This window comes from Ramlibacter sp., from assembly GCF_036676645.1.
Taxonomy (GTDB): domain Bacteria; phylum Pseudomonadota; class Gammaproteobacteria; order Burkholderiales; family Burkholderiaceae_C; genus Ramlibacter.
The window spans coordinates 1-23,337 of sequence record NZ_JAKFCM010000005.1 but is presented as its reverse complement, the minus strand read 5'-3'; the positions used below and the strand labels follow the sequence as shown (position 1 = coordinate 23,337).

Genomic DNA, 23,337 nt, shown 5'->3' with positions numbered 1-23,337 from the left:
CGGCTCAGGTCCGCAGCTTGCGGCCGAGCTGGCCTTCGACCGCATCGACCTTGCTGCGCAGGCGCGAGGCGTCGCCGGCCCGGTAGTCCATCTTCAGGTTCATCCCGATGCGCGGGCAGTCGGCCTGCAGCGCGTGGAAGCAGGCGCCGACCACCGCCATGACCTCGTCCCAGTCGCCTTCCAGGAGGGTGCCCATGGCGGTGAGCTGGTAGCTGAGGCCGCTTTGGTCGACGATGTCCAGGATGCGGGCCACCCAGGGACTGAGGCTCTCGCCGCCGCTGGTGGTGGTGGGCGACATCGCGAATTCGAGGAGGACCATGGGCATTCCTTGCTGGGAAGCGGCGATCTTGCCACCCTCGGAGGCGGCCGGCGCACGGGCCGACCGGCTTCAGGTCGGCCGCGGCCGCGCCGGCGCGGTGCCCGTGCCGGCGGGAGCCGGCTGCGCGGGGCGGGTCCAGCGCCGCAGCAGCGGCTGCTCCACGGCATGCCAGCCGAGCGCCGCCAGGGCCACGGTGGCCGGGACGGCGACCAGCAGGGCCTGCCAGGGCTCCAGCTCGCTGTGTTGCCCCAGCAGGAACAGCACCGGCAGGTGCCACAGGTAGATGCCGTACGACACCTTGCCCAGGTACAGCGCGCCGGCGGCCAGCACCCCCTTCTTCGGCGGCGGCCAGCCGCACAGCGCCAGCACCAGCAGTGCCGCGCACGCGGCCAGGGCCGTGCGGAAGAACACCGCCATCGCCGGCCACTCCCAGTAGTCCCAGGCCTGCTCCAGCGAGACGACTGCCCACCCGCCCAGCGCGGCCAGCGCCAGCAGGGCGCAGCGCCGGCGGGCGTCGGCCGCGAGGCGGCGCAGGAAGGCCTGGCCGCTGGGCGCGCGGACGAACCGGGCCAGCAGCAGCCCGATCGCGAACTCGTCCAGCATGCCGGGCAGCTGGGTCTGCGCCATGTACGCGACGTCCTGCGGGCCCGGCTGGTACAGGGTCCAGGCGCCCCAGCGCCAGGCCCAGGCGATGCCGATGGACGCCAGCGCGATCGACCCGGGCCGCGCCCGTCGCAGCCATGGAGCCGCCAGCGCCATCAGCAGGTAGAACTGCATCTCGGTGGCCAGCGACCAGTTGGGCCCGTTGATCGCACCGTACCAGTCGAAGAACAGGTTGTGCACGAACAGCAGGTGCGCACCCAGGTTCGGCCAGAAGTCGGCCCGCTGGATCAAGGACGGTTCCACCAGCGCCACGTAGGCCAGCAGGGTCAGCACGTGCAGCGGCACGATGCGCGCCAGCCGGGCCCGCAGGAAGCCGGCGCGAAAGCCGCTGCCGTGCGCGTCGATGCGGCTGAACGCCGACAGGCCGATCACGAAACCGGAGATGACGAAGAACAGGTCCACCGCCATCCAGCCGCCGCGGAACCAGGCCAGCGGGCCGCTGGCGGGGAACCCGGTCCAGTCCCAGTGGGCGATGAGGTGGTAGACGAGGACGCTGAGGGCCGCGAACGCGCGGGCGGCGTCGAGCCAGGGGAAGACGGTCATTTCCTGCGCCGCCGGCGGGCCGGTCGATTCGCATCGGAGGGCCGCTCGCGCGGGGATGGCGCGGCGGCGCGCTCCAGCCATTGCAGCGCCTCGATCAGCTCGATGAAGCGCCGCAGGTAGTCGGGGCTCAAGTCGCCCATGCGCTCCAGCGATCGCAGCACCAGCGCGTGCGGGTTGAGCGGACCGGCGTTCGCGGGCGAGCGCGCGACGGCCTGCTGCAGCCGGTCGCCGGTGCGGTGTCGCTCCCAGGCCTGGCGGAAGCGTCGCACGCTGCCCAGTTCGTCCGGGTGGTCGCCTTCGGCGCGGCGTGCCGCGGTGGCGCGGCGGATGTAGGCGTTCAGTTGCGCCAGGGTCCGCGGCGGGTCGTCGCGGGTCGATGGGGCTTCAGCCATTCGGGCCCCCCGGCCGGGCTCCCGCCGCCCGCGGCACCGGCGCCATCTCCACCCGCCGGTTCAGCGCGCGCCCCTTCTCGTCGGCGTTGGACGCGACCGGCTGCTCGGCGCCGAAGGCCGCCGAGAACACCTGCGACCGCGGCATGCCGTCCTCGATCAGCGCCCTCGTCACGGTCAGCGCGCGCTGCGCCGACAGCTCCAGGTTGTCCTGGTAGCGGCGATTGCCGTCCTGGACCGGCGTGCCGTCGGTGAAGCCGCTGACCATCAGCAGTTCGTTGCGCTCGCCCAGGTACACGCGCAGGGGATGCACCAGGCTCCTGAGCAGCTGCCGGCCCTCGGGCCGCAGCTGGTCGGAGTTGACCGCGAACAGCACGCTGCCGCTGATGCCGATGCGGCCGTTGTCCACGGTGATGCGGCCGCTGGCCAGCGGCACCGCCAGCGCCTGCTCCAGCGCGATGCGGCGCTGCTCCTCGATGCGCCGCTTCGCGATTTCGGCTTCCAGGCTGGCCGCCAGGTCCATCTGGCCGACCAGCACGCCGATCAGCACCAGGACGAAGGCGCCCAGCAGGCCCGACATCAGGTCGGCGAACACCGTCCAGGCGGGCGCGACTTCCTGCGCCGCGGCGTCGCTGTCGTCCAGGCCGATCACGGGGCGCCTGCCTCCGCCAGCGCCGCCGGCCGGGCCTTGCCCTGCAGCTGGCGCAGGCTGTCCAGCAGCCCCTGCTGCGAGGCGATGCTCAGGTCGATGACCTCGCGCGCCTGCGCCACGTAGTAGGCCAGCTGCTCGTCGCTGCGCTCGGTGGACCGGCACAGCGAGGCTTCCACCCGCTGCAGCGTGTCGGCGAGCTTGTCGTGGCTGGCCTGGAAACGGCGCACGCTCTCGCCGAAGGATTCGGCCACGCCGGCCAGCTGCACCGCGCCGGCGCTGACGTGCGCCGCCATCTCCGTGGCCCGGCCGGCCTGCGCGTCCAGCGCCTGCCCGAAGCGTGCCTGGGCCTGCTCCAGCACCGACGTCGCGGTGCCGGCCAGCGCGTCGATGGCGGTGCGCTGCTCGCCCGAGGCCTGCTCCAGCGATTGCAGCAGCGCGCCCAGCCGCTCCAGCAGCACGGTGCGTTCCTGCAGCGCGAGGTTGTCGCGCCCGGCGACGCGGCTCATCTCCTCGTGCAGCTGCGAGATCACGCCGGCCGCCGCCTGCGGCACCTCGGCGGCGGTGTCCAGCAGCCGCGTGAGCGGCGCCTCCAGCGCCGCGCCCAGCGTGGCCAGGTGCTGCGCGACGGCGCCTTGCAGATCGGACAGCCGCCGGACCGCCGCATCGCCGCGCTGGTGCTCCTCCTCGCGCAACGCCGCCAGCTGCCGCGCGGCCGTGGCCTGCCATTCGCCCATCCGGTGCACGGCGGCTTCGCCGCGGCGGCCTTCTTCCTGCCGCAGCGCGGCGAGTTCGGTGCGCCACAGGGACGCCATCTCGTCCATGCGCTCGCGGTGTCCCTGCTCGGCCGTCGCGAACCGGCCGGCAAGGGCCTCCGCCTGGGCCTGCGCCACCTCGCCCAGCCGCCGCTGCAGGCCCTGCGATTCCTGCACCAGCTGCCCCATCGCCGACTGCACGATCGGCCGGAGGGTCTCGCCGGTAGCCTGCGCGCTGGCGGCCAGGTTCTGCTGCAGCGAGGCGCCCACGCTGCGCGCCAGTTCCGCGTACGCCGCCGTCACCTCGCGCTGCAGCTGCGCCTGCCGCTCCAGCAGCTGCGCATCGAGCTGCTCGCTGCGGCGCTCGATGCGTTCCATCATCGCCTGCAGCGACTCGGCGACTTCGGGCAGCAGGCGCGATTGCGACTGCACGGCGCGCAGGGTTTCCTGGCGCTGGTGCGCCAGCGAGAACGGCAGCAGCGCGCCGGCGGCCCTGGCATCCAGCAGCCGCGCGGCCTCCAGCCGCTCGCGCCGCGCGATCGCCGACATCAGCCCCAGCAGGGCCGACGCCGCCACGCCGGCCACCGAGGTGCCGAACGACAGGCTCAGGCCCCGGATCGGCTCGGCCAGCGCGGCGCGGATCGCCTGCACGTCGGTGGAGCCCTGCAGCGCGAACACCGTCCCCTTGAAGGTGACCACCATGCCCAGGAAGGTGCCCAGCATGCCCAGCATCACCAGCAGCCCGACCAGGTAGGGCGTGAGCGCCGGGCCGGGCAGCGCGCCGCGCTCGCCTTCGATGCGCTGGCGCACGGCGTCGCGCAGGCTCTCGGGCACGCGCGCCAGCCAGTCGGCCAGTGCGGCGGGCGGCGCCGACAGGCCGTCCAGCGCGGCGCGCAGCGTGCCGGTGGCGGCACGGAACTGCCGCAGTTCATTCGCTCCGATGACGTAGGCGGCCGCGATCACGGCCGTCATGGCCAGCGCCAGCGGGCTGGTGCCGACGAAGCCGCTGGCAACCCAGCCCAGGGCGAGCAGGCCGAGGCAGAAGGCCAGTCCGAAGATTCGATTGCTCATGCTTGTTGGAGGTGTTCGTTGCGGACCGCGTCCAGCAGCCCGGCTGCGGGCAGCAGGCGCAGGTCCAGTTCGGCCAGCAGGGCGTTGCGCCAGTCCTCGCCGAAGGCGTGCAGCCAGTGGCCGGGCGGCCCGGCCGCTCCAGGGTCGCCGGGGCCGGTCGGGAGCAACTGCCTGAAACGGCGCTCCAGCCGGGCGACGGTGGTGGCCAGGAGCTTCTGCCCACGCACGGCCAGCACGTCTTCCAGCGCGGCGTCCAGTTCGGCCAGTTCGCGCAGCCGCGGCGACAGCCGCCGCATCGTCTGCCGCAGGTGGTCGCGCAGGGCCGATGCCATCGGCTCCATCTGGCGCTGCAGTTCCAGGTGGCGGTGGCGGAAGGGCGCGTAGCCGATGTCCGGATCGCCCGCCTGCAGGTTGGCGAGGGCGAGGGGGTCTTGCCCGATGGCGCGGGCCAGCACGCCGTGCACGCGCCGGAAGTCCTCGTCCAGCGCGCGGATCGTGGCGGCGGCGGTCGGCGGCTTGCGATCCGCGGCGGGCGGCGCCTGCACCGGCTGCTGCGCCGCCTGCAGCCGGATCGCCTCCAGCGGGCCCACCCACAGGCTGGTGCGCTCGGCGAAGTCCAGGCCCGACCGGTCCGCCTCCACGGGCGTCCAGTGGCCGAGCAGGCGGACCAGCCGCGATGTGCCGAACGTGCTGTGCAAGACAACGATCCTCTGTGCCTGGCCGGGCGATGCGGGTCCTCGTGGTGGTCCGGGTGGGCGCAGTGCCCGTGCGAAGTGGGCCTGCAAGGCCCGGGAGCCGGAGCCCGGCTCGGCCCGCGATCCGAGGCGGCAGCCTGGCGGCGGGGTCCGTATTAGAAACGATCCGGCTGGGTTGGCCGGCCCCGCTGCCGTGCCAGGGGCCAGGCCCGTGCATATGTCGCGTCGGGAGGCCGCCGCGGTGCGCGCCGGATGGCCGGGTTCGAGGGTTTTGTCAAAAAAAGCAACCAGGTGGTTGCGTAAATTTGGAAGCCGGCGCAGAATTCATGCAACGATCCAGTTGCGTTTCTTCATTCCTCCCACCCCACCCCAAGGAGACCCGCCATGAACGAGCCCCAGTCCAGCGACCGCATCGAGCGCAGCATCCTCATCGACGCGCCGCGCGCCCGGGTGTGGCGGCTGTTGTCCGACGCCGAGGCGTTCGGGCGCTGGTTCGGCGCCGACCTGCGCGGGCAGGCCTTCGCGGCTGGCCAGGTGGCGCGCGGGCCGATCACCATCGAGGGCTACACCCACATCCTGTTCGAGGTGAGGGTCGAGCGCGTGCAGCCCCAGGAGTTGCTGGCGTGGCGCTGGCACCCGTATGCGGTCGACCCGCAGGTGGACTACAGCGGCGAGGAGCCGACGCTGGTGACCTGGACCCTGCACGATGCCCCGAACGGCGCCACGCTGGTGAAGACCGTGGAGTCCGGTTTCGACAAGGTGCCGCCACAGCGCCGGCTGGAGGCCTTCCGCATGAACTCGCGCGGCTGGGACGCCCAGTTGCAGAACATCCGCCGCCATGCCGAAGCCGCGGGCTGAATCCGCGAACGCCGATCCGGGCGGCGCCGCGCCGACTGCCGCGCCGTCGCAGCTCGCCCAAGTGTTCTTCGCCCTGGGCGATGCCACGCGCCTGCGCCTGGTCGCGGTGCTGTGCGCCGGCGGCGCGTTCTCCATCACCCAGCTCACCGCCAACACCGACATCAGCCGCCAGGCGGTCACCAAGCACCTGCAGGTGCTGGCGCAGGCCGGGCTGGTGAAGGACCTGAAGATCGGCCGCGAGCGGCTGTGGCAGTTCGATCCCACGCAAGTGGAGGCCGCGCGCCGGACCCTGGAGGTCATCGGGCGCCAGTGGGAGGCGGCACTGGCCAAGCTGAAGGCCTTTGCCGAAGCGGGCGAGCCGCCGGGCGAGGCTCCGGCGTCCCCGGGTCAGCCGTCCAGTTCCGGGTAGTGCCGGAAGATGCCCTGCTCGTTGAAGGCGATCCGCCGCTCGCTCGCCAGGTAGGCGCGCAAGCAGCGGTGGGTGGCCACGCCGGCGTGCAGCGCGGCCACCCGCGGCACCTTCTTCAACACACGGCGCGCCGCCCTGGGGAAGGCGTACTGCAAGCCGTCCACGACCTGGAACAGCGACAGGTCGGCATAACTGAGCCGTCCGCCGACGAGATGGGGCATCGCAGCGCCTTCGTTGCGCGCATTGCGCTCGAGCACCGCCTCGAACCAGGTCATGAACTTCGGCAGCCGGCTCCTGCGGAATTCGGCGGTGCGGCGCTGCGCCTCCGCCTGCTGGTCCCCGTAGTAGGCCGACCGCGATCGGGTGGTGCGTGTCGTGCACCTCGGCGACGAAATCGGCGATCGTCAGCTGGATCTGGTGCGTCCAGAGCGCATCGGCTTCGCGCTTGCCCACCAGCCCCAGCCTGGGCCCCAGGTGGAGCAGGATCGCCGCGGTCTGCGCCACCACCACCTTGCCGTCGACCAGGAAGGGCGGCGCGAACGGTGGCCGCCGCACTTCGGGTGAGGCCAGGTAGTCCGCCATCGCGTCCATGCCGCCTGGCTCGCGCGCGACATCGACATACGGTGCGCCGGCCGCCTCCAGGGCGAGCCGGACGAATTCGCCGCGGCCCTGGATGGTGGGCCAGTAGTGCAGTTCGTAGGGCATGGGTGCCTTTCGTGGTGCGCGCATGGTGACATGGGACGCCGTGCCCGCCCGGTACGGTGCCACGCTGCCCGGTGCACGAAAGCGCGGCGCGCTGAGCCAGCTGCAGGGGATCCGGTCAGCCGCGCACCGCCTGTGCAGCGGCTGCGGTCCTACACCGCGCCGGCCGATGCAGCGGGACCATTGGCCCATGAATCCGTCCCGCCATCGCCGCCTGCTGCTCGTGTCCTTCGCCGCCCTGCTGGCGGCTTGCGCCGGCGCGCCGCCCCCGGCGACCGTGCAGGTCTTCACCGGCCCGGTGCAGGTGCCGGCCGGAACCGGCTATCGCTTCGAGCGCCTGCCCTCCCAGGCCGTCCAGCCGCGGCAGGGCGAACTGGAGGCCGCCGCCGAGGTGCTGCTGGCGCGCGCGGGGCTGCGCCGCGACGACGCCGCGCCGCGCCTGTCGGTGCAGCTGGGGGCCAGCCAGGACCCAGCGGCCTATGGCCCCTGGGGCGGGCCGTATGGAGGCGGGCCGACGGTCGGCGTGGGCATCGCGGGCGGCAGCGGAGGCGGCAGCGGCATCGGCATCGGGCTGGGCTTTCCGATCGGCGGCACCGGCGTGCGGGCGTCGCAGCGGGTGGACGTGCAGATCCGCGACCTGGCCGCGGGCCGGGTGGTGTTCCAGTCCCAGGCCAGCGGCAGCTCCGGCGCCAGCCCGGTGGCGCTGCTGCAGGCCGCCTTGCGCGACTTCCCGATCGCGCAGCCCGGCACGCGCCAGGTACCCCTCGGGGAGGCCGCGGTGCGCTGAGCGCGGCCCTAGGCGATGCGACCGAACCAGAGCACGGACAAGCCGCCCGCGGCCAGCGCCAGCAGCGCCGACGCGAACGACAGCAAGCCGGCCAGTTCGGTCTCGCGCGCCTGCAGTTCCAGCCGCGAGCCCAGGTTCTCGTAGACGCCGCGCAGCGTCTCGGCCGTGCCCGCGTGGTAGTACGCGCCACCGGTCATGCGCGCCACTTCGCGCAGCGTCGGCTCGTCCAGCTGGACGTAGATCGGCAGGCCCTCCGGCGTCGTGGCATCGCCGGCGGTCCCCAGCCCGACCACGTAGATGCGCACGCCGCGCTCGGCGGCCATCCCGGCCGCCTCGAGCGTCTCGACGCCCATGGTGCGGCGGCCGTCGCTCAGCAGGATGATGGCCGCGGAGGTGTACGAGCCCGGCGCCACCGGCTGGACCGGGCCGGGCGGCGGCCTGGCGCTCTCGTCCAGGCTGCGCCCTTGCGGATTTCGGCCGAAGCCCACGCCGCCCGCCTCGATGCCGTGGTCCGGGAAGAGTTCCGCCAGGCACAGCAGGATGGCGTCGCCCACGGCCGTTCCCATCTGCATCTGGAATCCGTCGATGGCGGCGGCCAGCGACGCCCGGTCGAGCGTCGCCCGCTGGGCGACGTGCGCGCTGCCGGCAAAGGTGACGAGCCCGACTTCGATGCCCCCGGGCACGTTGTGCAGGAACACCTTCGCGGCCTCCTGCGCCGCCTCGAAGCGGGTCGGGTGCACGTCGGTGACGCGCATGCTGAGCGACACGTCCATCGCCAGCAGGATGGTCGAGCGCGCCCACGGCAGCGTCACCCGCGCCACCGGTCGCGCGGCGGCCAGCAGCAACCCCGCGCAGGCCAGCCAGAGCAGCGCCGGTGGAAGGTGGCGCCGCCAGTGGCGCCCGTGCGCCGCTTCGCGCGCGATGCGCAGGCTGCTGTAGCGCAGGGCCGCCAGGTGCCGGCGCCGCAGCAGCCAGAGGTAGGCCACCGGCAGCAGCGGCAGCACCGGCATCAGCCAAAGGGACTCGGGCCACAGGAAGAACATCGGCGGCGCCCGTGGGTCCTCGTGTTCAGCCCGGCTCCGCATCCGGCGCCGGCAGGCGGGGTCACGAGGTGCCCCGCACGCGACGAAATCGTGCCGGGGATGGAGGGCGTTGGCAATCGCGATGTGCGGCCGAGCAGGCGGCCTTTCCGCCATTGCCGTGCATGTCCGCGGGTGCCATCCCATCGGGAGCCGACACAATGAGCCTCGTCCACGGGAGCCCGCATGAGCCGACTGTTCGAACCACTGCAACTGGGCGCGCTGCGCCTGCCCAACCGCATCGTCATCGCGCCGATGTGCCAGTACTCGGCCGAGGAGGGCAGCGCGACCGACTGGCACCTGATCCACCTCGGCCACCTGGCGCTGTCGGGTGCCGGGCTGCTGATCATCGAGGCGACCGCGGTGTCGCCCACTGCCCGCATCTCGCCCGCCGACCTGGGGCTGTACAGCGACGCGAACGAACGCGCGCTCGGCCGGGTGATCGCCGCGATCCGCGCGCATTCGCCCATTGCGGTGGCGGTGCAGCTCGCCCACGCGGGGCGCAAGGGATCCAGCCGTGCGCCGTGGGACGGCGGCGCGCAGATCCCGCCCGGCGACCCGGACGGCTGGATCGCCGAAGCGCCCTCCGCGGTGCCGCACTCGCCGGCCGAGCATGCGCCGGCCGCGCTGGACGCCGCCGGCCTGGCCCGCGTTCGCGACCAGTTTGCCGGGGCCGCGCGCCGCGCCGTGCGGCTCGGCCTGGACGGCATCGAGCTGCACCTGGCGCACGGCTACCTGCTGCACGAGTTCCTCTCGCCGCTGGCCAACCACCGGACCGACGCCCATGGTGGCAGCCTGCAGAACCGCATGCGGTTCCCGCTGGAGGTGTTCGACGCGGTGCGGGCGGCCGTGCCTGCGGGCATGCCGGTGTGGGTGCGCGTGTCCGCCACCGACTGGGTGCCGGGCGGCTGGGACCTGCCCGACAGCATCGCACTCGCGCGCGAGTTGAAGGCCCGCGGCTGCGCGGCCATGCACGTCAGCAGCGGCGGCGTCTCGCCGCAGCAGAAGATCGCGCTGGGCCCGGGCTACCAGGTGCCTTTCGCCGAACGCATCCGCGCCGAAACAGGTCTGCCGACGGTCGCCGTCGGCCTGATCACCGAACCGGCGCAGGCCGAGGCCATCGTCGCCAGTGGCCAAGCCGACGCGGTGGCGCTGGCGCGCGCCATGCTGTACGACCCGCGCTGGCCCTGGCGCGCCGCGGCCGAGCTGGGTGCCCAGGTGCAGGCACCCAGGCAGTACTGGCGTTCGCAACCGCGCGAGCACAAGGACCTGTTCGCCGGCTTGGCGTTCGGGCAGCGGTAGCCGCGGAAGGCTCGGCGGTCGGCCGGCACGGCAGGAGCAATGTCCCAGGGATTGCGTGCAACGGTCCGGCAGCCTTGGGCTAAAACGAGCGGTCTCCCAACCAGCGAGGCCAACCGATGATCACCAATCCCCAGTCCCGCACCAACATCCACGAGATCGCCGACGGCATCTACCGCATCAACACGCCGATCGACTTCCCGGACGGCAACGGCTTCAGCTTCAACCAGTACCTTGTGCTGGACGACGAGCCGCTGCTGTTCCACACCGGCCCACGCAAGCTGTACGGGCTGGTGCGCGAGGCCATGGCCGCCGTCATGCCGGTGGAGCGCCTGCGCTACGTGGGCCTGTCCCACTTCGAGGCCGACGAGTGCGGCTCGCTCGACCTGTGGCTGGCCGCCGCGCCGCAGGCCGTACCGGTCTGCAGCCGCATCGCGGCGATGGTGTCCGTCTCCGACGTCGTCGACCGCACCCCGCGCGCGCTGGCCGACGGCGAGCAGCTCAGCCTGGGCCGGCACACCCTGCAATGGCTGGACACGCCGCACGTGCCGCATGGGTGGGACTGCGGGCTGATGATGGACGCGTCGACCGGCACTTTCTTCTGCGGCGACATCCTCACCCAGCCGGGGCACGGCGATCGGGCGCTCACCGAGGCGGACATCCTGGGGCCGAGCGAGGCCTTCCGCCAGCCGATGGACTACTACGCCCATGCGCCGCAGACCGCCGAGGTCCTCGGGCGGCTGGCGCAGCTGAGGCCGACCACGCTGGCGTGCATGCACGGCAGTGCGTGGCGCGGGAATGGGGCGGTGCTGCTGCGGCACCTGGCCGAAGCGGTTGCGGCCAAGCCTTGAGAGCCTGGCGCCGGCAGTGAAGCGGCCGCCCGACCTGCGCAGGACGGGCCCCGTGGACTATCGTTTCCGGGCGCTCGTCATCAGGTAGTCCTGCCGGATCGCATTGCCCTCGAAATGCTGCGCAACGAACCCGTCCAGCTCGGAGCGGAAAGCCGAGAGCCGCGCGGGGTCGTCCTCGAGCCCGGCGACGAGTTTGGCGACGGGCCCCAGCGTCTCCTCGATGCCCTTGCGATAGTGCTGCGGACTCAGTGCGGGGAAGATCATCACGCCGCGCCGGAAGGAGAGAGCCTCCACGGCCTCGCCCAGGCGCTGGCGGATCACACCGGGATCGCCCCACAGCGGCGGCGGCGCGGCCCCGGCGGGCGGTGGGACGTACCTGGCGACCAGCGCGAACATCTGGCCCACGTAGTGCTCGGGCGGCCACGTGGAAAAGGCGATGGTGCCACCCGGCCTCAGCACGCGCAGCATCTCGCCGACGGCGACCTCCGGCCGGGGAGCGAACATGTGGCCGAACTGGCTGACGACCACATCGAAGCCGGCGTTCTCGTAGGGCAGCGCCTCGACGTCGCCCTCGCGGAAATCGACCTCCACGCCGGCCAGGGCCGAATGCCTGCGACCGTGCTCGATGAGCGCCGGCGAAAGATCGAGGGCGCATACCTTCGCGCCGATCCGCGCGGCGGTCAGGGCCACCACGCCGGTGCCGCAGGCGACGTCGAGCACCGATTGCCCTGCGCGGATGCGCGCGTGGCGAACGAGTTCGGCCGCGGTCACCGTGGTGTGGGTCTCGAGCGGGGCGAACAGCGACCAGCCTTCGCGCTGCGACGCTTTCAGCTGGGCGAACGGATCAGCAGACATGGGCGAACTCCTTGCGCGAGAAAGGCGGGACGAGGATTGTTCGCTTCGCATGCCGGGCCCACAAGTGCGCCCCGCGTCCCGGAACGCGCCTTCGCACGGGCACGATGTCAAGCTCAGGCGGCTGGCTTGATGTTCTGGTTGACGCGGAAGAGGTTGCGCGGGTCGTATCGGGCCTTCACCGCCGCGAGGCGGGCGTAGTTGTCTGCGTAGGTCGCCTGCACACGGCCATCGGCCTCGTCGTCCATCATGAAGTTGACGTAGGCGCCCTCCATGTTGAACGGATGGATGGCCTTCCAGTAGGCGCGTCCCCAGCTCTTGAGCGCCTCTGCCTTGCCCGGGTCCGGGTCGATCCCTGCGATCACCATCGACCAGGTCGCGTCGCGCGTGTTCCAGGCCGTTGCATCCTTCTTGACGCGCTGCGCGGCGCCGTCGAGGGGGTACAGGTGCATCAGGCAGAAGTCGCTCGGCGCATCGGCCGCCTGTGCGATGTGGGTGTCGATGGCCGAGCCGGACAGTGTCTTGACGAAGTCGCCCTTCCAGTACCACTGCAGGCCTTTCGGGAAGAACGGATCGAACAACGCGTTGATCGCCGGGAACGGCATCTCGCCCATCCAGTTGAAGATGGGCGCAGGCAGCTTGCCGAGCAGCCCGGCCATGATCTTCTCGCCCTCGGCCGCGCTGCCGTTGTAGCTGCCGATGATGGCGCAGGCGCGTCGCCCCCAGTAGTCCTTCGGGAACGGGTCCATGGGGGGTACCGTCTTCAGGCCGACGAACACGCCCAGGTCCTCCGGCGCGGTGGGCAGGAAATCGCGGTAGGCGGACATGACCGCCTTGGCATGCGTGGCCTCCCAGAAGACCGGTCCCGCGTACACCATGCGGACCGGATGCGCCCTGAACAGGAAACTGGTCACGACGCCGAAGTTGCCGCCGCCCCCGCGCACGGCCCAGAACAGGTCGGGATGCTCGCGCTCGCTCGCCGTCACGAAGGTGCCGTCCGCCAGCACCATGTCCACTTCGAGCAGGTTGTCGATCGTCAGCCCGTACTTGCGCGTGAGGTAGCCGGTGCCGCCACCGAGGGTCAGGCCCGCTATCCCGGTCGTGGAGACGATGCCGAACGGCACCGCCAGGCCGAACGCGTGCGTCGCGTGGTCCACGTCACCCGATGTGCAACCCGGGTCCACCCGCACCGTCTTCGCCCCGGGATCGACGCGCACGCTCTTCATCAGGGACAGGTCGATCATCAGCCCGCCGTCGCAGCTGCCCAGGCCCGGGCCGTTGTGTCCGCCACCCCGGATGGCGATCAGCAGCTTTTGCTCGCGGCCGTAGTTGACCGCGGCAATGACGTCCGCTGCATCGACGCAACGGGCGATGACGCGCGGCTTCTTGTCGATCATGCCGTTGTAGAGGGCTCGGACGGCGTCGTAGTCGGTGTCTTCCGGTCCGACGACACGTCCGCGCAAGGCTTGCTGCAGGGCGGAAACGATCGGGTCTGGCATGGCGCTCTCCTCATCGATGGAGTGACGGGGTGGTGGCTGCCGCGCCAGGCGCCTCGAGGCCGCACCGGGTGCGGTCTGGAACTGCTGACGGGTGTCGCGGCAGGGGGCAATTTGCCCCAACGATGTAATCGCTGCGTTTCGTCATCGGCTTTTCTGTATTGGCCGTGTATCCAGGGTCAGCCGTGACTGCGGGCCGGCGGCGCCGCGGAGGGCTTGGCGAAGCTCAGTTCGTGCCCATCGGGATCCGTGATGTGGAAGTAGCGTTCGCCCCAGGTGGCGTCCATCGGGGCTGCCTGGGGTTGCAGGCCGGCCGCCAGGGCTTGGCCGTAGAGCAGATCGACATCCGCCACATGGAAGACGATCCGGCCCCACCAGGACCAGTCGCGTTCGCTGCCCTCCGTGGTGACATTGAGGCACCCGCTGCCTGCACTGAAGCTGCTGAAGGATGCAGAGGACCCGCCATAGCGCAAGGAAAATCCCAGCGCCAGGTAGAACTGCACCGAGCGCGCCATGTCGTGGGTCGCCAGCGTCACGGCACTGATCGACGTGATCAGGGCCGGACGACTGTCGCGTTCGATCGCGTTGCCCATGAGGCCTGACGTCGATGCCACCTTGGATGCCCCCGGTTCAAGAACGGCCAGTCAGCCTAGGCGGCGCACTCCGGGTTGTCCAACCTTGTTGCTTCTTGCAATGCACGGGTGCAGGGCAGACTACGGGGCGGACGGCAATGCAACCACCATGTGCCTGGCCCTGCTCCCGATGCGATCAAAGATGTACAGAGGATGCATGATTGACTAGACTCGCGCAGCAAGAAGGAGCAGGGCTTCCATGAGCATCCACAGAAACAGGCACCCGCAGCGCCGCAGGCGAATCGCAGGATGAGTGCGGCGGCATCCGCGCAACTGCGGGCAAGCGCAACGCTTGCGAGGCCCGGGAACGAGCCGCTTCCCCCCGATCCGGAGGCCCCCGAGGCGCCCGCACCCCGGGATGTCGCGCCGCATCCGCCACACGGCAAGGTGCAGGCCTGGACGGAGCTGCTGCGCACGCCCTTGCCTCACCTCGAAGCGGAAGCCTTTGCGCAATTGCACCCGGTCCGCGTGGACCAGGCGGACGGGGTCACCTTGCTTCGCATCCAGCCGGGCCAGGAGGTCAAGCGCGCCCTGGCGCCATGGACGCGCCGATTCGGCACGGTCGTGCCCGTCTTCACCAGCCTGGAAGCCGAGGCGAACGATCTGCTCGGCGCGCCCGAGGAGGCAGCGCGCTGGCTGCAGGAGCGTCCGCTGCTGTGCTGCACGGTGCCGGTGATGGATGACTTGTTGATAGCGGCCCGTGGAATGACGGCACAGGCCGCAACCTCCGGGATCACGCGCGCCGCGCGGGAACTGGCCTATGCCGCCGCCGCACTCGTGGTGGCCGCGTCCCAGCGCTGGCCCGGCGCGCAGATCCCGTGGGCCGATACGAAGAACCGGCCGACGCTGCGCCTGGTCGCGCAGGCCATCGATCTCGCGCTGGCGGCGCAGGACCACGCACGCGCGCTCGCGTGGATGCGATGGATGCTCGGGCGCGACGCGGACGACGCGCATGGCTGGCGCAGCGTCATGGACTCCTTGCGCCAGCCGGACGCATCCGAACCCTGAGAGAGCACTTGCCGTAGCCGCTCGATCAGAGGACGGCACGTTGCCAGCCCACGCAAGCGACGTCCGCTTCGGGTCGGAAGCAGCCATCGCGCTGCTACTGCGCGCGGAGGCTTTCAGGCTAGGCGCAGCGTCGCTGAATGACCGCTTCAGACTGATAGCCGCCGTTCGAGATGGGGCCAGCCAATGACAGCTTGGAAAGGAACCAGTCGTTCGGCGCGCCGACGATTCCGGCTACCAACTCGCATCGTCCAGGGCCTTCGAATTGACCGCAACTGTATTTAGGGCCATCGGAGGCGTCTTTTGGCCATGGATGGCCACCGATGGCGATCGACCTCGAAGCCTACTGTCGAGAGGCTCGAGCCAGGCACGCGCGGCACACGCTTAGGCCTTGTTGCCCGAAGCGGCAGGAGGGGATCGATCCATCTTCTGTGGACGGGACAGAACGATGGCGTCGACCACTCCGCGGACGCGGAGCAAGCCTTGGCGCAGCTCGGCATGCTCTTCGGTTCGTGCGGCATCATCCCAGATGAACGCAATGATGCTGGCGTAGCCGCTGCCGTCCTGCAGATAAGTGCTGGCATCGGCAGCGACCTCTTGAATGAGTTCGCTGAACGACTTTCCATCTTTGCGCGCGAACTTCACCTCGATGATGGCCCGCAGCGAAGGGATCGCGAGATCGGCGCGGGGATGGTGCTGGCCCAGCGACTTCAGCCACTCCTCGTCGTCAAGGTCCGGGAACACAGGCGCCAAAACGACCCAAAGCATGTCTTGGACGTGGTACTCGTTGTCGACGACCCAGCGCGCGAGGGCGGACCGCGGCGTTCTCGGCTTGGACTCCCAGACCCACCGCCGCATTGAGCGATTCAGCCCGCTCAGAACGTTGGCAACATCCGAGATGGAACTCGTACCAGTCCGCAGCGTGGACGATTCCCTGACGAGGAAGCCGAGTGCTGCAGCTTGAGTCGCGGCGCGGCTCATCCCGTCGTCCGCACCAGTCAGCCCGGCGATGAGGTCCCACGCCTCGGCCCGTGTGGCCGGCTCTGCCGTCAGCACACCCCTTGCTCCTAAGGCGACCCGAAGATCTGCCGCAATCTTGCCGACTGCAGATCGATCGCCGAGCACTTCAGCGGCGGCAGCGATCAGCGCTTCGTTCCAGTCTGCCGGACGATGCTGCTGCAACGATTGCGTCAGGAGGCCCTTGAGCCATGCGATTGCCTCGCCGCCCGCATCGGCGGTCGCCCGCAGGCCGATGGCGACGCCCAACAGCGCAAGGCCGTTGACTTCGAAGCCCGTTGCCCGGCCCGCGATGAAGTATTGGCGCTGTCGAAGCCACGCAACGCCGTCAGCAAAGCCCGACGCGTACGACGCGTCCACAGTGGTTGCATATCCTAGGAGGGCAACGATGTTGGACTGTCGCTGATCTGCCAAGCACACCGCTTCGCCTGCCAGCGCCTTGAGGAGAGCGAGCTGAACCGGGAGATCCTGTTGGACCCAGGCGGCGAAGCCGCGCGCCTGCGGAGGCTGACTGCTGTCGTCTGCCGCTGCGCGCGCCAGAGTCCTTCGAAGCGACCAGTGGTCGAGGTCCGTTAGAGAAACCATCGCGTTCTACTCACGGGGCCGAGCATCGTGTCGGGGTCCCAGTCGGGTACGTTGCGCAACCCGCTCAGTAGCCGCGCCATCAACTCCGAATAATGAATTGTGATCGGCAGCGGCGCCGGCGTGAACATGCGCCAGCTGTGGCACGAGAAGTCGAAGGCCTGGCGGGTCAAATACGTCATGTCTTGGAACGTCGATTGACGATGCAGGCGCAAGAGCGTCGGCATGGGGTGGCCGTCCCGGGCCTGTTTCAGGTCACGGCCGCCGGTGAAGAACAACAGGGTTTCTCGATCGCTGATCTGCGCCGAAAGCCCGCGCTCCGGCGCGAGAACTCCTTTCATGCCGTCTCGGCTCCGCGTTCCCTTACTGGCCTCGTCAAATATCGCGAACGGATGGTGGTCGACGATATGCAGGAACGCGAACTTCACCTGAGTCAGGCCGAGCTGCTGCACGACCTTGCCAACCGCCTCGGCTTCGCCATCTGCCATTTCCTTGAACACATGGAAGATCAAGCGCACATCATCCGAGCTGCGCCAGCCATCGGCGTTGCGAACCTGGGAGATCGACCGCTTCAAGGAGTCCAAGAGCGCTGAGGCGTAGCCGTCATAGTCCACGGCTGCTGTCATGTCGTCCAGCAAGTAGTTGCCGTCGCTGCTGAAGACCGTGGTCAGGCCGACGATTCGCTTCCGCTGCGCGAGCCTGTCCGACGTCAGGTCCTGCGAACCGATACCGATCACGAGTTCGTGCGCGCCTCTCGGCTGGGATTTCAGGAGCCAAGGGATGCCGCCAATCTTCGCGTAGGTGGCCACACTCATGTTGTTCAACGCGAACACCAACTGCTGGTTCGCGAAGTTCATCGTCTCGACGGTGATCTCTTGAACCGGGACGCGATGCTTCAGGAAGATGGCCTTGGTGGCGTAGTACGGATTCAGCTCGTCGCGCAGGTCCTTGAACTCCTGGTCGATCTGGACGATGGCCAGGCTCCACTCGAAGCCGCCATTCGTGGCGGCTGCGATCGCTTCACGGCACGCCGCCGCATAGTCGTTCGCGCGTTGTCCGCGGGCGGCGAACAACGTGATCTTCGCTGACTCCAGCATGTAGCGGCGCACGAATCCCTTCGCGTAAGGCGCACGTACCCATTCGCCCTTGCCCGTCTGGATTTCGGGCAGGCCTTCGAGGAACTTGGCCAAGAAGGCGTCGACCTGGCCTTCGTAGTGCGCCTGACAAACCACGGCAATGCGCAACTGCTTGGGGGTGAAGCTGCGGCGATCGTACGGCCCGTGTTGGTCCAGACCGCGCTCGTTCCAACGGTCCGTGCGCGTGCCGTCGGGATCAAACACCAGCAACGGCTTCTGAATCGCTTCGGTTCGTTGGCGCCAGGTGTTGGCAGCTTGCGAGATCATCTGTCCGATTTCGAGTGCTACGCCCGGCGCGAGCTCGAGGTCGAGGCCGCGGAGGTAGTCAAAGGTCCGTCGGATCAACTCCAGCCGTTGCGGTCCCGACAGATGATGTGCGGCTGCGTCGTCAGCTTGCTCGATGGCCCGGACGGCGCGACCCTTCAGCAAGTGTTCGATGCACCAATTGACGTTCTCCTTTCTTGGCTCAAGGAAGGCGTCCTGTAGGGCGATCCATTGAGGTCCATCGCCAGTGTCTTCAAGGATCAGTCTGCCACCGTCGACCCGTGCAACACGACCCGCGAGCTTGAACGAGTCGATCGTGCGCGGATCGTCCTCCAGGTGCTTTCGTGCAACGTATCGGCCGATCAGCGGGATATCGTGTTCAAGCAGCACGCGGCTGTCGGCGTCAATGATGTTGCGTGTTCGAACGCTGCAGAGGATGACGGTCTGCGGCTTGCTCCCGGTGGCCCATAACGTTCGTGTCTCGAATTCGAGCACGATACGGCGCTGCAGCCATTCCGGCAGTCCGGCGTCAGTCGGCAGCAAGTTCGCCGGCCGCTGCGAGAGCACTCTAAGCGGGTGCGCCGCGCGGATGACTGGCCGACCCAGACGCACGAATGTTCGAAGCAATGCGTCGAGTGCGAGAGGCGCCACCAGCCAATGGGCTTTGGACAGATCGACTTCATCGACCTGGTTGCCTATGCTCGCCAAGACGGCGTCCAGCGGAACGGATAGGATGCTGTTTCCGTCGACACCGCCCCTGCGAAAGAAGTACTGTCCGGCCCGCTCACGACGAAGTCCGGCAAGCGTCTCTTTGTCGTAGGGCTGTACGCCGACCAGCAGGTGGCTCCCTTCGGCGGGCCGGATGCGAACGGCATTGAGGATGAGCTTCGTCATCGTGGCAGCTGTCCCTTACCCTTCTTCCGTCTGTGCGGCATGAGCTACTGAGGTTGAGCCGCGCGACCCGCTGGAATCCAGCATTTCTGCAAGTTGGGCGCGGTCTAGCTCGAAGAAGTCCATGACCGCCCCGCAGATGGAGCGGGCTTCTGTGCTCAATGACGAGTAGGCCGGCAACCGGCGAAGATGGGCCGCCATCTCCAGATCCTGGGCGGCATCAAAAAGACTTCCGGTGCGGCCCATTTTCAGGGCGACTTCCGCGATCACGTCGGCCTGGAAGTCTTCCGTGTCACTGGCGATCTTCTCGCGCAACTGATTCGCCTGCGCCGCCCCGTTGGGGAGGTACTGGCGCACCACCTGCAGGGCAAGATCGAGCCGGCGCTTCGTTTCGGCGTGGTCCGATCCGTACCGAACGGTGTCTTCCACCTCCAGCTGCAATCGGTCTGCGGATTGATAGGCAGCTTGCGCGACGACGTAGTCGAGGCCAATGGCCGCTGCCGCGACGGACAGATAGAACCCTCGGGCTGCGAGCTGGCAAGTCGGCGAGCCCGGTGCTGCCGTCAATACCTGATCGGCAAAGTAGCCGGCACTGCGTAGTGCGACGTTCGCGCTACTGCCTCCGAAGGTGGTCAATAGAGCGGCAAGGGTGTCGTGTAGATGCGTACGCCACTTCTTACTGTCTCGGTTGCGATCCGCCTCGCCGATGAGCTTGCCAAGCTCTTCGCGGGTCAGTCGATGGGTGACCGTGGACTCGTCGATCACGACGGTCTGCAGGTCCACGACGGTGATGCGCAGGCGTCTGGCGAGCCGGCGCGTGGCCTCGCGGATGCCGGCCGATGCCACGTAGGCGCCATCGATCCCGAGGGCGTCGCGCGCACCGTAGGTCCAGAAGAGGCGCTCGACAAGCTTCGGCCTGGCCTTGTTCTTCGAATCGACGATGAAGCGACGGCGCTCTGCGCCAGCACCGCGCTCATACAGCCATACGTCGACATCGGTGATGTCTTCTTCGTCGTGGCGGAACGGCAAGCCACGCAGGGCGAAGAAGCCCATGTTGCGGAAGTGCGCGGCGAGTCCCTCTTCGGCGCGTCCGCCCTTGTCTGTTGCGACGGTCTTGATCATGCGCCCCCCTGTTCACGGAGCGTCTGCAAGATGTCCCCCGTATGCTTCCGGCTCGGCCGGTTCTGATTCCGTCTGAAAGTGGCCCGCGACTCCTCGGGGCCTGTGTAGCCCGACATCGCCGCGGACGGGATCGAGCCCAGTACCTGGTCGCTAGCGCCGCCGTGCAGCAACACTTGCTGCGCGACCTGGCCGATGTCGCGCTTTTGCAGCTTCATGAAGTACATGCCTCTCCCGGCTGGTCGCAGGCTGATGACGCGCCGAAGTTCGAGCACCTTGTAGTCTTGGCCGATCGCGGTCGCCGGTCCGACTTCATAGCCTTGCACGAGTCTGTTCAGCAGCACGGACGGCAGCATGATCCGGCCGCGTCCGGGATCGCTCTTGGCGATGCCGTAGGTGAGCGCGGCCACGAGCGCCTTCGCCAGGTCGAACGCGTCGTCGACCATCGGATCGACGAATTTGTGGAACGCCGCCGGTGCGGTCACGAAAGCGTGCTCACCCTGGTCGTTCGTAACCATGTTCACGTCGTAGAAGCCTGCAGCCATGAGCTTGTCGAACAAGGGCTCGGTCAGCATCTTCTTCACCCGGTCGCGGTCGACGCAGCCGCTTTGCGACAAGAGCTCGGTGACCTGTGCGATGCGGTCGCGCTCGCCTGCGGTCAGGCTGTCCAGCACATGCTTGGACTTCATCACGCTGTTGCGGCGAAACAGGTTGCCGTTGAACAGCAGGCGATCCGTACCGTCCTGCTCGACATCGACGAAGCCGATCTCGGCCGAACGCCGCAGCAGCTCATCCACGTCGCCGAGCTGCATGGCAAACGCGTCCGAGAGGCGCTTCCGCTCACGCGCTTGCATTCGCGGCGTGATCGATGCCTCTTCGGCCAGATCGATTGCAGCGCGCTCTTCGGTCGTGGGGCCGAGGGACTCGAAGATCGCGGCGGACTCCTGCAGGACCTTGCGCGAGCTGAGGCCCAGAATAGACACCGCGCCGCCGGCCGTCACATCGATCAACTGACGCGACTTCAACATGGCGAGATAGCCGGCCAGTTCGGTCTTCGGGTTCAGGCTTGCCGCTTGCGCGAGCGCCGAGACCTCCTTGGCCGAGAGGTCCGCCTTGTCCGATGACGCCATCCCGGCGAGGAGCAAGCTACCCTTGGCGGCGCCGTCAATGGCCGAAAATTCGGCAGGTCCACGTTGGTCGCTCTGCAGCTTGCGACCGTGATGGACCACCCAGGCACCCAGTGTCTCCGGCTTGAACGTGTTCTGCGTCATGAACGTCCTCCCGCCATCTCTTGCGGCGAACCCTTCGATGCCGGCCACGCCCCGGCTGCGCGAAGCAGGCGCGCCGTTTCGTAGCCATCCATGATCACGTAGCGGCAAGGGGCCGTAAGCGACCGTTGAAGCGCGAAGGCTTCGACGGTCTTGCGGACCGAAGGGCTGATCGTGTGGCAGTGCTGGACGATGTAGATGGCCGCGGGAATGTTGAACAAGCGGTACAGCTGGTCGCCGTTCTTCCCGAGGTCTCTCGGCATCATCGGATGGAATTTTGCCGGACCCTTGAGCAGGAATGCGCCCGTGCGGCGCTGGCCGCGGACAAGCAGTTCCGCAGAGAACAGATCGCTTTCCTCGCCGCCCCAGTCCGCCGGTACCTCGTGCTCGCCCAGCAAGCCGGCGATGGTCTCCTTGACCTTTCGCTCCGTCACCTCGGCCATGCGAGCGAACTCGGCCTTCGTCGGAGCCCACATCGGGTCGCTGCCGGAGAACTGCTGGATGTCGTTGGGCCGCAGCTCCAAGGTCGAGGCGAACGGCAGTGCCATCGTAGAGCGGCTCGTCACCAGATCCCCGATCGCGTACGGGATGGCCCGCACCGTGTCATCGGTGATTTCCGCGACGTAGGCGTATGCGAAGAGGCGCGTCGATCCAGACATGCGCGTGTATGCGGTGTCGTTGACCAGCCCGTTCTTGGAGAACTCCAGGACCAGCTTCTTGCCTTCGAGCGGCTCGTCGAGCGGCCCGGTCAGCGTCAGGCCGGGCTTCTTGTTGTCGGCGCCGAATCCCTTGCCGAAGAAGTGGCCGTTGTAGATGAACGGCGTGCCGTCGGTCAGAGACCCGTCGAAGGCAAGCTGCTGCAGCGTTCGAACTCCCCCGGCAGCGATTGCCTGCAGCAAATGCGCGCCGACGGCATTCGTCAGGATGGCCGTTGCCATCGGCACATCGGCGCCTTGAAGGGCTTGCAGATGGAGCGGTGGCAGCCTTTCGGTGTCGATCAGCGACAGCACGCGGTCGCGACTGAGATAGAACGCCACCAGCTTCGCGGCTGCTGGCAGTGGCTCCGCTCCTTCTTGCCCCGGCGTGTTGTTGTTCATCTTGAGCCGGGCCCCGTCCTACTGTGGATTGGCCGTCACATGCAGGGTCAGCCCGGCATGGCGCTGCAGGTGGCTGATGACGCTGAACAGGTTGCGCGCCTGCGGGTTGCCAGTCGGGCCGAACATGCGGATCAGGCTCTTGGGCGATGAGCCGGTCTCGGCGCCAAGCTGCTCGAAGCCGACCGTCGCCTTGATGTAGTCGCGCAGGATCGCCTTGCCAGTGTCCACGTTTCCGGCCAGCAGGGTCTCGATGCCTTCCTTAAGTAAGGCATCGCGAAACTTGGGGTCGGCTTGGACGCGCGCCAGCACCATTTCCTTGAAGTCACGAGTTAGGGCCACTGCTTCACCTTGGGTGTGCTCGCTAGGTAGCACTTATGTTACTACGGTGCAAGAACATGGGGCCCATCGGGCAGGCCGGGTGCGCTCGTCAGTCTCCGTCCCCGCGGTCAGCACGTTGCCAAGCTTCCAGGAGTTCCTGGACTTCTGCGTTCTCGCCCGTGGCCGCGACGGCTTCGACGCGCGGCCGGCATCAAAATCCATCAATCTACGTCCCGGTTTCGCTGGCTACTGATCACTTCGTCGAGCGTAGGCAGGCAGTACATCGAGCCGGATTCCGGCTACCTAACGCGGCCGACGGCAGAGGCGCGAGTGGCAGCTGTTGCGCGCACCGGCGACATTAGGGTCGCCTACGCAAAAGACTGGTACCGCTGCAAAGCAGTCTCTGTCCAAGGAGCGGCAGCCGACGCCGTTGCTGCCCCAATTGCACTACCAGGCGGCAGACTGCTCCCGGCCAGGAGCAGACATTCTCGACCCGCGGATTGCACGTCGGCGCTAGAAGCGCTCCCCCGGTGCGAGGTAACGCCACTGGCCAGGCGGGAGGCCCGCCATGGGCACTCGGCCGATGCGGAT

The 23,337-nt window shown here is 68.8% G+C and carries 22 protein-coding genes and 2 pseudogenes; 6 read left to right on the top strand and 18 right to left on the bottom strand.

Annotated features, from left to right (window positions below):
* Nucleotides 1–4 precede the first annotated feature (4 nt).
* From V6M57_RS00225 to V6M57_RS00200, 6 genes are all read right to left on the bottom strand, one after another.
* Nucleotides 5–319 carry an MTH1187 family thiamine-binding protein gene (locus V6M57_RS00225; protein WP_332812961.1) on the bottom strand — a complete coding sequence of 105 codons (315 nt, stop codon included), beginning with the start codon at nt 317–319 and terminating at the stop codon, nt 5–7.
* A gap of 69 nt (nt 320–388) precedes the next feature.
* Nucleotides 389–1,525, bottom strand: coding sequence for an acyltransferase family protein (locus tag V6M57_RS00220; protein WP_332812960.1), 1,137 nt, complete (start codon nt 1,523–1,525; stop codon nt 389–391).
* Complete coding sequence (locus V6M57_RS00215) at nt 1,522–1,917, bottom strand: DUF2894 domain-containing protein (protein WP_332812959.1); 396 nt, start codon at nt 1,915–1,917, stop codon at nt 1,522–1,524. Before V6M57_RS00215 ends, V6M57_RS00220 begins: the two co-directional genes overlap by 4 nt.
* Nucleotides 1,910–2,566: an OmpA family protein gene (locus V6M57_RS00210; RefSeq protein WP_332812958.1), complete on the bottom strand. Its 657-nt coding sequence runs from the start codon at nt 2,564–2,566 to the stop codon at nt 1,910–1,912. Before V6M57_RS00210 ends, V6M57_RS00215 begins: the two co-directional genes overlap by 8 nt.
* A complete protein-coding gene (locus V6M57_RS00205; protein WP_332812957.1) occupies nt 2,563–4,389 on the bottom strand; it encodes a hypothetical protein in 1,827 nt (608 codons plus the stop codon). The genes V6M57_RS00210 and V6M57_RS00205 overlap by 4 nt, the downstream gene beginning before the upstream one ends.
* On the bottom strand, nt 4,386–5,087 hold the full coding sequence (locus V6M57_RS00200; RefSeq protein ID WP_332812956.1) for a DUF3348 family protein: 702 nt from the start codon (nt 5,085–5,087) through the stop codon (nt 4,386–4,388). Before V6M57_RS00200 ends, V6M57_RS00205 begins: the two co-directional genes overlap by 4 nt.
* A gap of 381 nt (nt 5,088–5,468) precedes the next feature.
* Between V6M57_RS00200 and V6M57_RS00195 the strand changes: the two genes are divergently transcribed.
* Together V6M57_RS00195 and V6M57_RS00190 are read left to right on the top strand one after the other, a co-directional pair.
* The gene (locus V6M57_RS00195) at nt 5,469–5,942 is read left to right on the top strand and encodes an SRPBCC family protein (protein ID WP_332812955.1); all 474 of its coding nucleotides are present in this window, start codon (nt 5,469–5,471) and stop codon (nt 5,940–5,942) included.
* Nucleotides 5,923–6,351: an ArsR/SmtB family transcription factor gene (locus V6M57_RS00190; protein ID WP_332812954.1), complete on the top strand. Its 429-nt coding sequence runs from the start codon at nt 5,923–5,925 to the stop codon at nt 6,349–6,351. Before V6M57_RS00195 ends, V6M57_RS00190 begins: the two co-directional genes overlap by 20 nt.
* Here the strand turns inward: V6M57_RS00190 and V6M57_RS00185 are convergent.
* Nucleotides 6,330–7,056 (bottom strand): annotated as a pseudogene (locus V6M57_RS00185) (glutathione S-transferase). The gene V6M57_RS00190 and the pseudogene V6M57_RS00185 overlap by 22 nt on opposite strands.
* Before the next feature lie 187 nt (nt 7,057–7,243).
* Between V6M57_RS00185 and V6M57_RS00180 the strand changes: the two are divergent.
* Nucleotides 7,244–7,840, top strand: coding sequence for a hypothetical protein (locus tag V6M57_RS00180; RefSeq protein WP_332812953.1), 597 nt, complete (start codon nt 7,244–7,246; stop codon nt 7,838–7,840).
* Nucleotides 7,841–7,848: 8 nt separating this feature from the next.
* On the opposite strand, the gene V6M57_RS00175 is transcribed toward V6M57_RS00180, so the two are convergent.
* Complete coding sequence (locus V6M57_RS00175) at nt 7,849–8,883, bottom strand: VWA domain-containing protein (protein WP_332812952.1); 1,035 nt, start codon at nt 8,881–8,883, stop codon at nt 7,849–7,851.
* A 222-nt stretch (nt 8,884–9,105) separates the two neighbouring features.
* Here V6M57_RS00175 and V6M57_RS00170 point away from each other — a divergent pair, with 222 nt between their 5' ends.
* Complete coding sequence (locus tag V6M57_RS00170; RefSeq protein ID WP_332812951.1) at nt 9,106–10,221, top strand: NADH:flavin oxidoreductase/NADH oxidase; 1,116 nt, start codon at nt 9,106–9,108, stop codon at nt 10,219–10,221.
* A gap of 116 nt (nt 10,222–10,337) precedes the next feature.
* Entirely contained in the window at nt 10,338–11,069 is a 732-nt protein-coding gene (locus V6M57_RS00165; protein ID WP_332812950.1) for an MBL fold metallo-hydrolase, read from the top strand.
* A 57-nt stretch (nt 11,070–11,126) separates the two neighbouring features.
* Here the strand turns inward: V6M57_RS00165 and V6M57_RS00160 are convergent, their stop codons facing one another.
* The 3 genes from V6M57_RS00160 to V6M57_RS00150 form a co-directional block, all read right to left on the bottom strand.
* Entirely contained in the window at nt 11,127–11,924 is a 798-nt protein-coding gene (locus tag V6M57_RS00160) for a class I SAM-dependent methyltransferase (protein ID WP_332812949.1), read from the bottom strand.
* 113 nt (nt 11,925–12,037) lie between these two features.
* Nucleotides 12,038–13,420, bottom strand: a complete 1,383-nt coding sequence (locus V6M57_RS00155; RefSeq protein WP_332812948.1) for an FAD-binding oxidoreductase — start codon at nt 13,418–13,420, stop codon at nt 12,038–12,040.
* A gap of 176 nt (nt 13,421–13,596) precedes the next feature.
* Nucleotides 13,597–14,010, bottom strand: a complete 414-nt coding sequence (locus tag V6M57_RS00150) for a VOC family protein (protein ID WP_332812947.1) — start codon at nt 14,008–14,010, stop codon at nt 13,597–13,599.
* Nucleotides 14,011–14,298: 288 nt separating this feature from the next.
* Between V6M57_RS00150 and V6M57_RS00145 the strand changes: the two genes are divergently transcribed.
* Nucleotides 14,299–15,057, top strand: coding sequence for a hypothetical protein (locus V6M57_RS00145; protein WP_332812946.1), 759 nt, complete (start codon nt 14,299–14,301; stop codon nt 15,055–15,057).
* Between the two features lie 381 nt (nt 15,058–15,438).
* Here V6M57_RS00145 and V6M57_RS00140 read toward each other — a convergent pair whose 3' ends face one another.
* The 7 genes and pseudogenes from V6M57_RS00140 to V6M57_RS00110 form a co-directional block, all read right to left on the bottom strand.
* Nucleotides 15,439–16,656: a hypothetical protein gene (locus V6M57_RS00140; RefSeq protein ID WP_332812945.1), complete on the bottom strand. Its 1,218-nt coding sequence runs from the start codon at nt 16,654–16,656 to the stop codon at nt 15,439–15,441.
* Entirely contained in the window at nt 16,644–18,947 is a 2,304-nt protein-coding gene (locus V6M57_RS00135) for an argonaute/piwi family protein (protein ID WP_332812944.1), read from the bottom strand. Before V6M57_RS00135 ends, V6M57_RS00140 begins: the two co-directional genes overlap by 13 nt.
* A 15-nt stretch (nt 18,948–18,962) precedes the next feature.
* Complete coding sequence (locus V6M57_RS00130) at nt 18,963–20,066, bottom strand: hypothetical protein (RefSeq protein ID WP_332812943.1); 1,104 nt, start codon at nt 20,064–20,066, stop codon at nt 18,963–18,965.
* Nucleotides 20,063–21,334: a hypothetical protein gene (locus tag V6M57_RS00125; protein WP_332812942.1), complete on the bottom strand. Its 1,272-nt coding sequence runs from the start codon at nt 21,332–21,334 to the stop codon at nt 20,063–20,065. Before V6M57_RS00125 ends, V6M57_RS00130 begins: the two co-directional genes overlap by 4 nt.
* Complete coding sequence (locus V6M57_RS00120) at nt 21,331–22,428, bottom strand: methyltransferase (protein ID WP_332812941.1); 1,098 nt, start codon at nt 22,426–22,428, stop codon at nt 21,331–21,333. The genes V6M57_RS00125 and V6M57_RS00120 overlap by 4 nt, the downstream gene beginning before the upstream one ends.
* 18 nt (nt 22,429–22,446) lie before the next feature.
* On the bottom strand, nt 22,447–22,767 hold the full coding sequence (locus V6M57_RS00115; RefSeq protein WP_332812940.1) for a helix-turn-helix domain-containing transcriptional regulator: 321 nt from the start codon (nt 22,765–22,767) through the stop codon (nt 22,447–22,449).
* A 492-nt stretch (nt 22,768–23,259) separates the two neighbouring features.
* Nucleotides 23,260–23,337, bottom strand: a pseudogene (locus V6M57_RS00110) (RNA-binding protein); the annotation flags it as partial.

Excerpts from the sequence above, each read along its gene's own strand:
- V6M57_RS00155 (WP_332812948.1), bottom strand. The coding sequence starts at position 13,420 with ATGCCAGACCCGATCGTTTCCGCCCTGCAGCAAGCCTTGCGCGGACGT.
- V6M57_RS00205 (WP_332812957.1), bottom strand. The coding sequence starts at position 4,389 with ATGAGCAATCGAATCTTCGGACTGGCCTTCTGCCTCGGCCTGCTCGCC.
- V6M57_RS00140 (WP_332812945.1), bottom strand. The coding sequence starts at position 16,656 with ATGGTTTCTCTAACGGACCTCGACCACTGGTCGCTTCGAAGGACTCTG.
- V6M57_RS00130 (WP_332812943.1), bottom strand. The coding sequence starts at position 20,066 with ATGATCAAGACCGTCGCAACAGACAAGGGCGGACGCGCCGAAGAGGGA.
- V6M57_RS00195 (WP_332812955.1), top strand. The coding sequence starts at position 5,469 with ATGAACGAGCCCCAGTCCAGCGACCGCATCGAGCGCAGCATCCTCATC.
- V6M57_RS00175 (WP_332812952.1), bottom strand. The coding sequence starts at position 8,883 with ATGTTCTTCCTGTGGCCCGAGTCCCTTTGGCTGATGCCGGTGCTGCCG.
- V6M57_RS00220 (WP_332812960.1), bottom strand. The coding sequence starts at position 1,525 with ATGACCGTCTTCCCCTGGCTCGACGCCGCCCGCGCGTTCGCGGCCCTC.
- V6M57_RS00160 (WP_332812949.1), bottom strand. The coding sequence starts at position 11,924 with ATGTCTGCTGATCCGTTCGCCCAGCTGAAAGCGTCGCAGCGCGAAGGC.
- V6M57_RS00120 (WP_332812941.1), bottom strand. The coding sequence starts at position 22,428 with ATGAACAACAACACGCCGGGGCAAGAAGGAGCGGAGCCACTGCCAGCA.
- V6M57_RS00135 (WP_332812944.1), bottom strand. The coding sequence starts at position 18,947 with ATGACGAAGCTCATCCTCAATGCCGTTCGCATCCGGCCCGCCGAAGGG.
- V6M57_RS00125 (WP_332812942.1), bottom strand. The coding sequence starts at position 21,334 with ATGACGCAGAACACGTTCAAGCCGGAGACACTGGGTGCCTGGGTGGTC.
- V6M57_RS00150 (WP_332812947.1), bottom strand. The coding sequence starts at position 14,010 with ATGGGCAACGCGATCGAACGCGACAGTCGTCCGGCCCTGATCACGTCG.
- V6M57_RS00145 (WP_332812946.1), top strand. The coding sequence starts at position 14,299 with ATGAGTGCGGCGGCATCCGCGCAACTGCGGGCAAGCGCAACGCTTGCG.
- V6M57_RS00180 (WP_332812953.1), top strand. The coding sequence starts at position 7,244 with ATGAATCCGTCCCGCCATCGCCGCCTGCTGCTCGTGTCCTTCGCCGCC.
- V6M57_RS00190 (WP_332812954.1), top strand. The coding sequence starts at position 5,923 with ATGCCGAAGCCGCGGGCTGAATCCGCGAACGCCGATCCGGGCGGCGCC.
- V6M57_RS00225 (WP_332812961.1), bottom strand. The coding sequence starts at position 319 with ATGGTCCTCCTCGAATTCGCGATGTCGCCCACCACCACCAGCGGCGGC.
- V6M57_RS00170 (WP_332812951.1), top strand. The coding sequence starts at position 9,106 with ATGAGCCGACTGTTCGAACCACTGCAACTGGGCGCGCTGCGCCTGCCC.
- V6M57_RS00165 (WP_332812950.1), top strand. The coding sequence starts at position 10,338 with ATGATCACCAATCCCCAGTCCCGCACCAACATCCACGAGATCGCCGAC.
- V6M57_RS00215 (WP_332812959.1), bottom strand. The coding sequence starts at position 1,917 with ATGGCTGAAGCCCCATCGACCCGCGACGACCCGCCGCGGACCCTGGCG.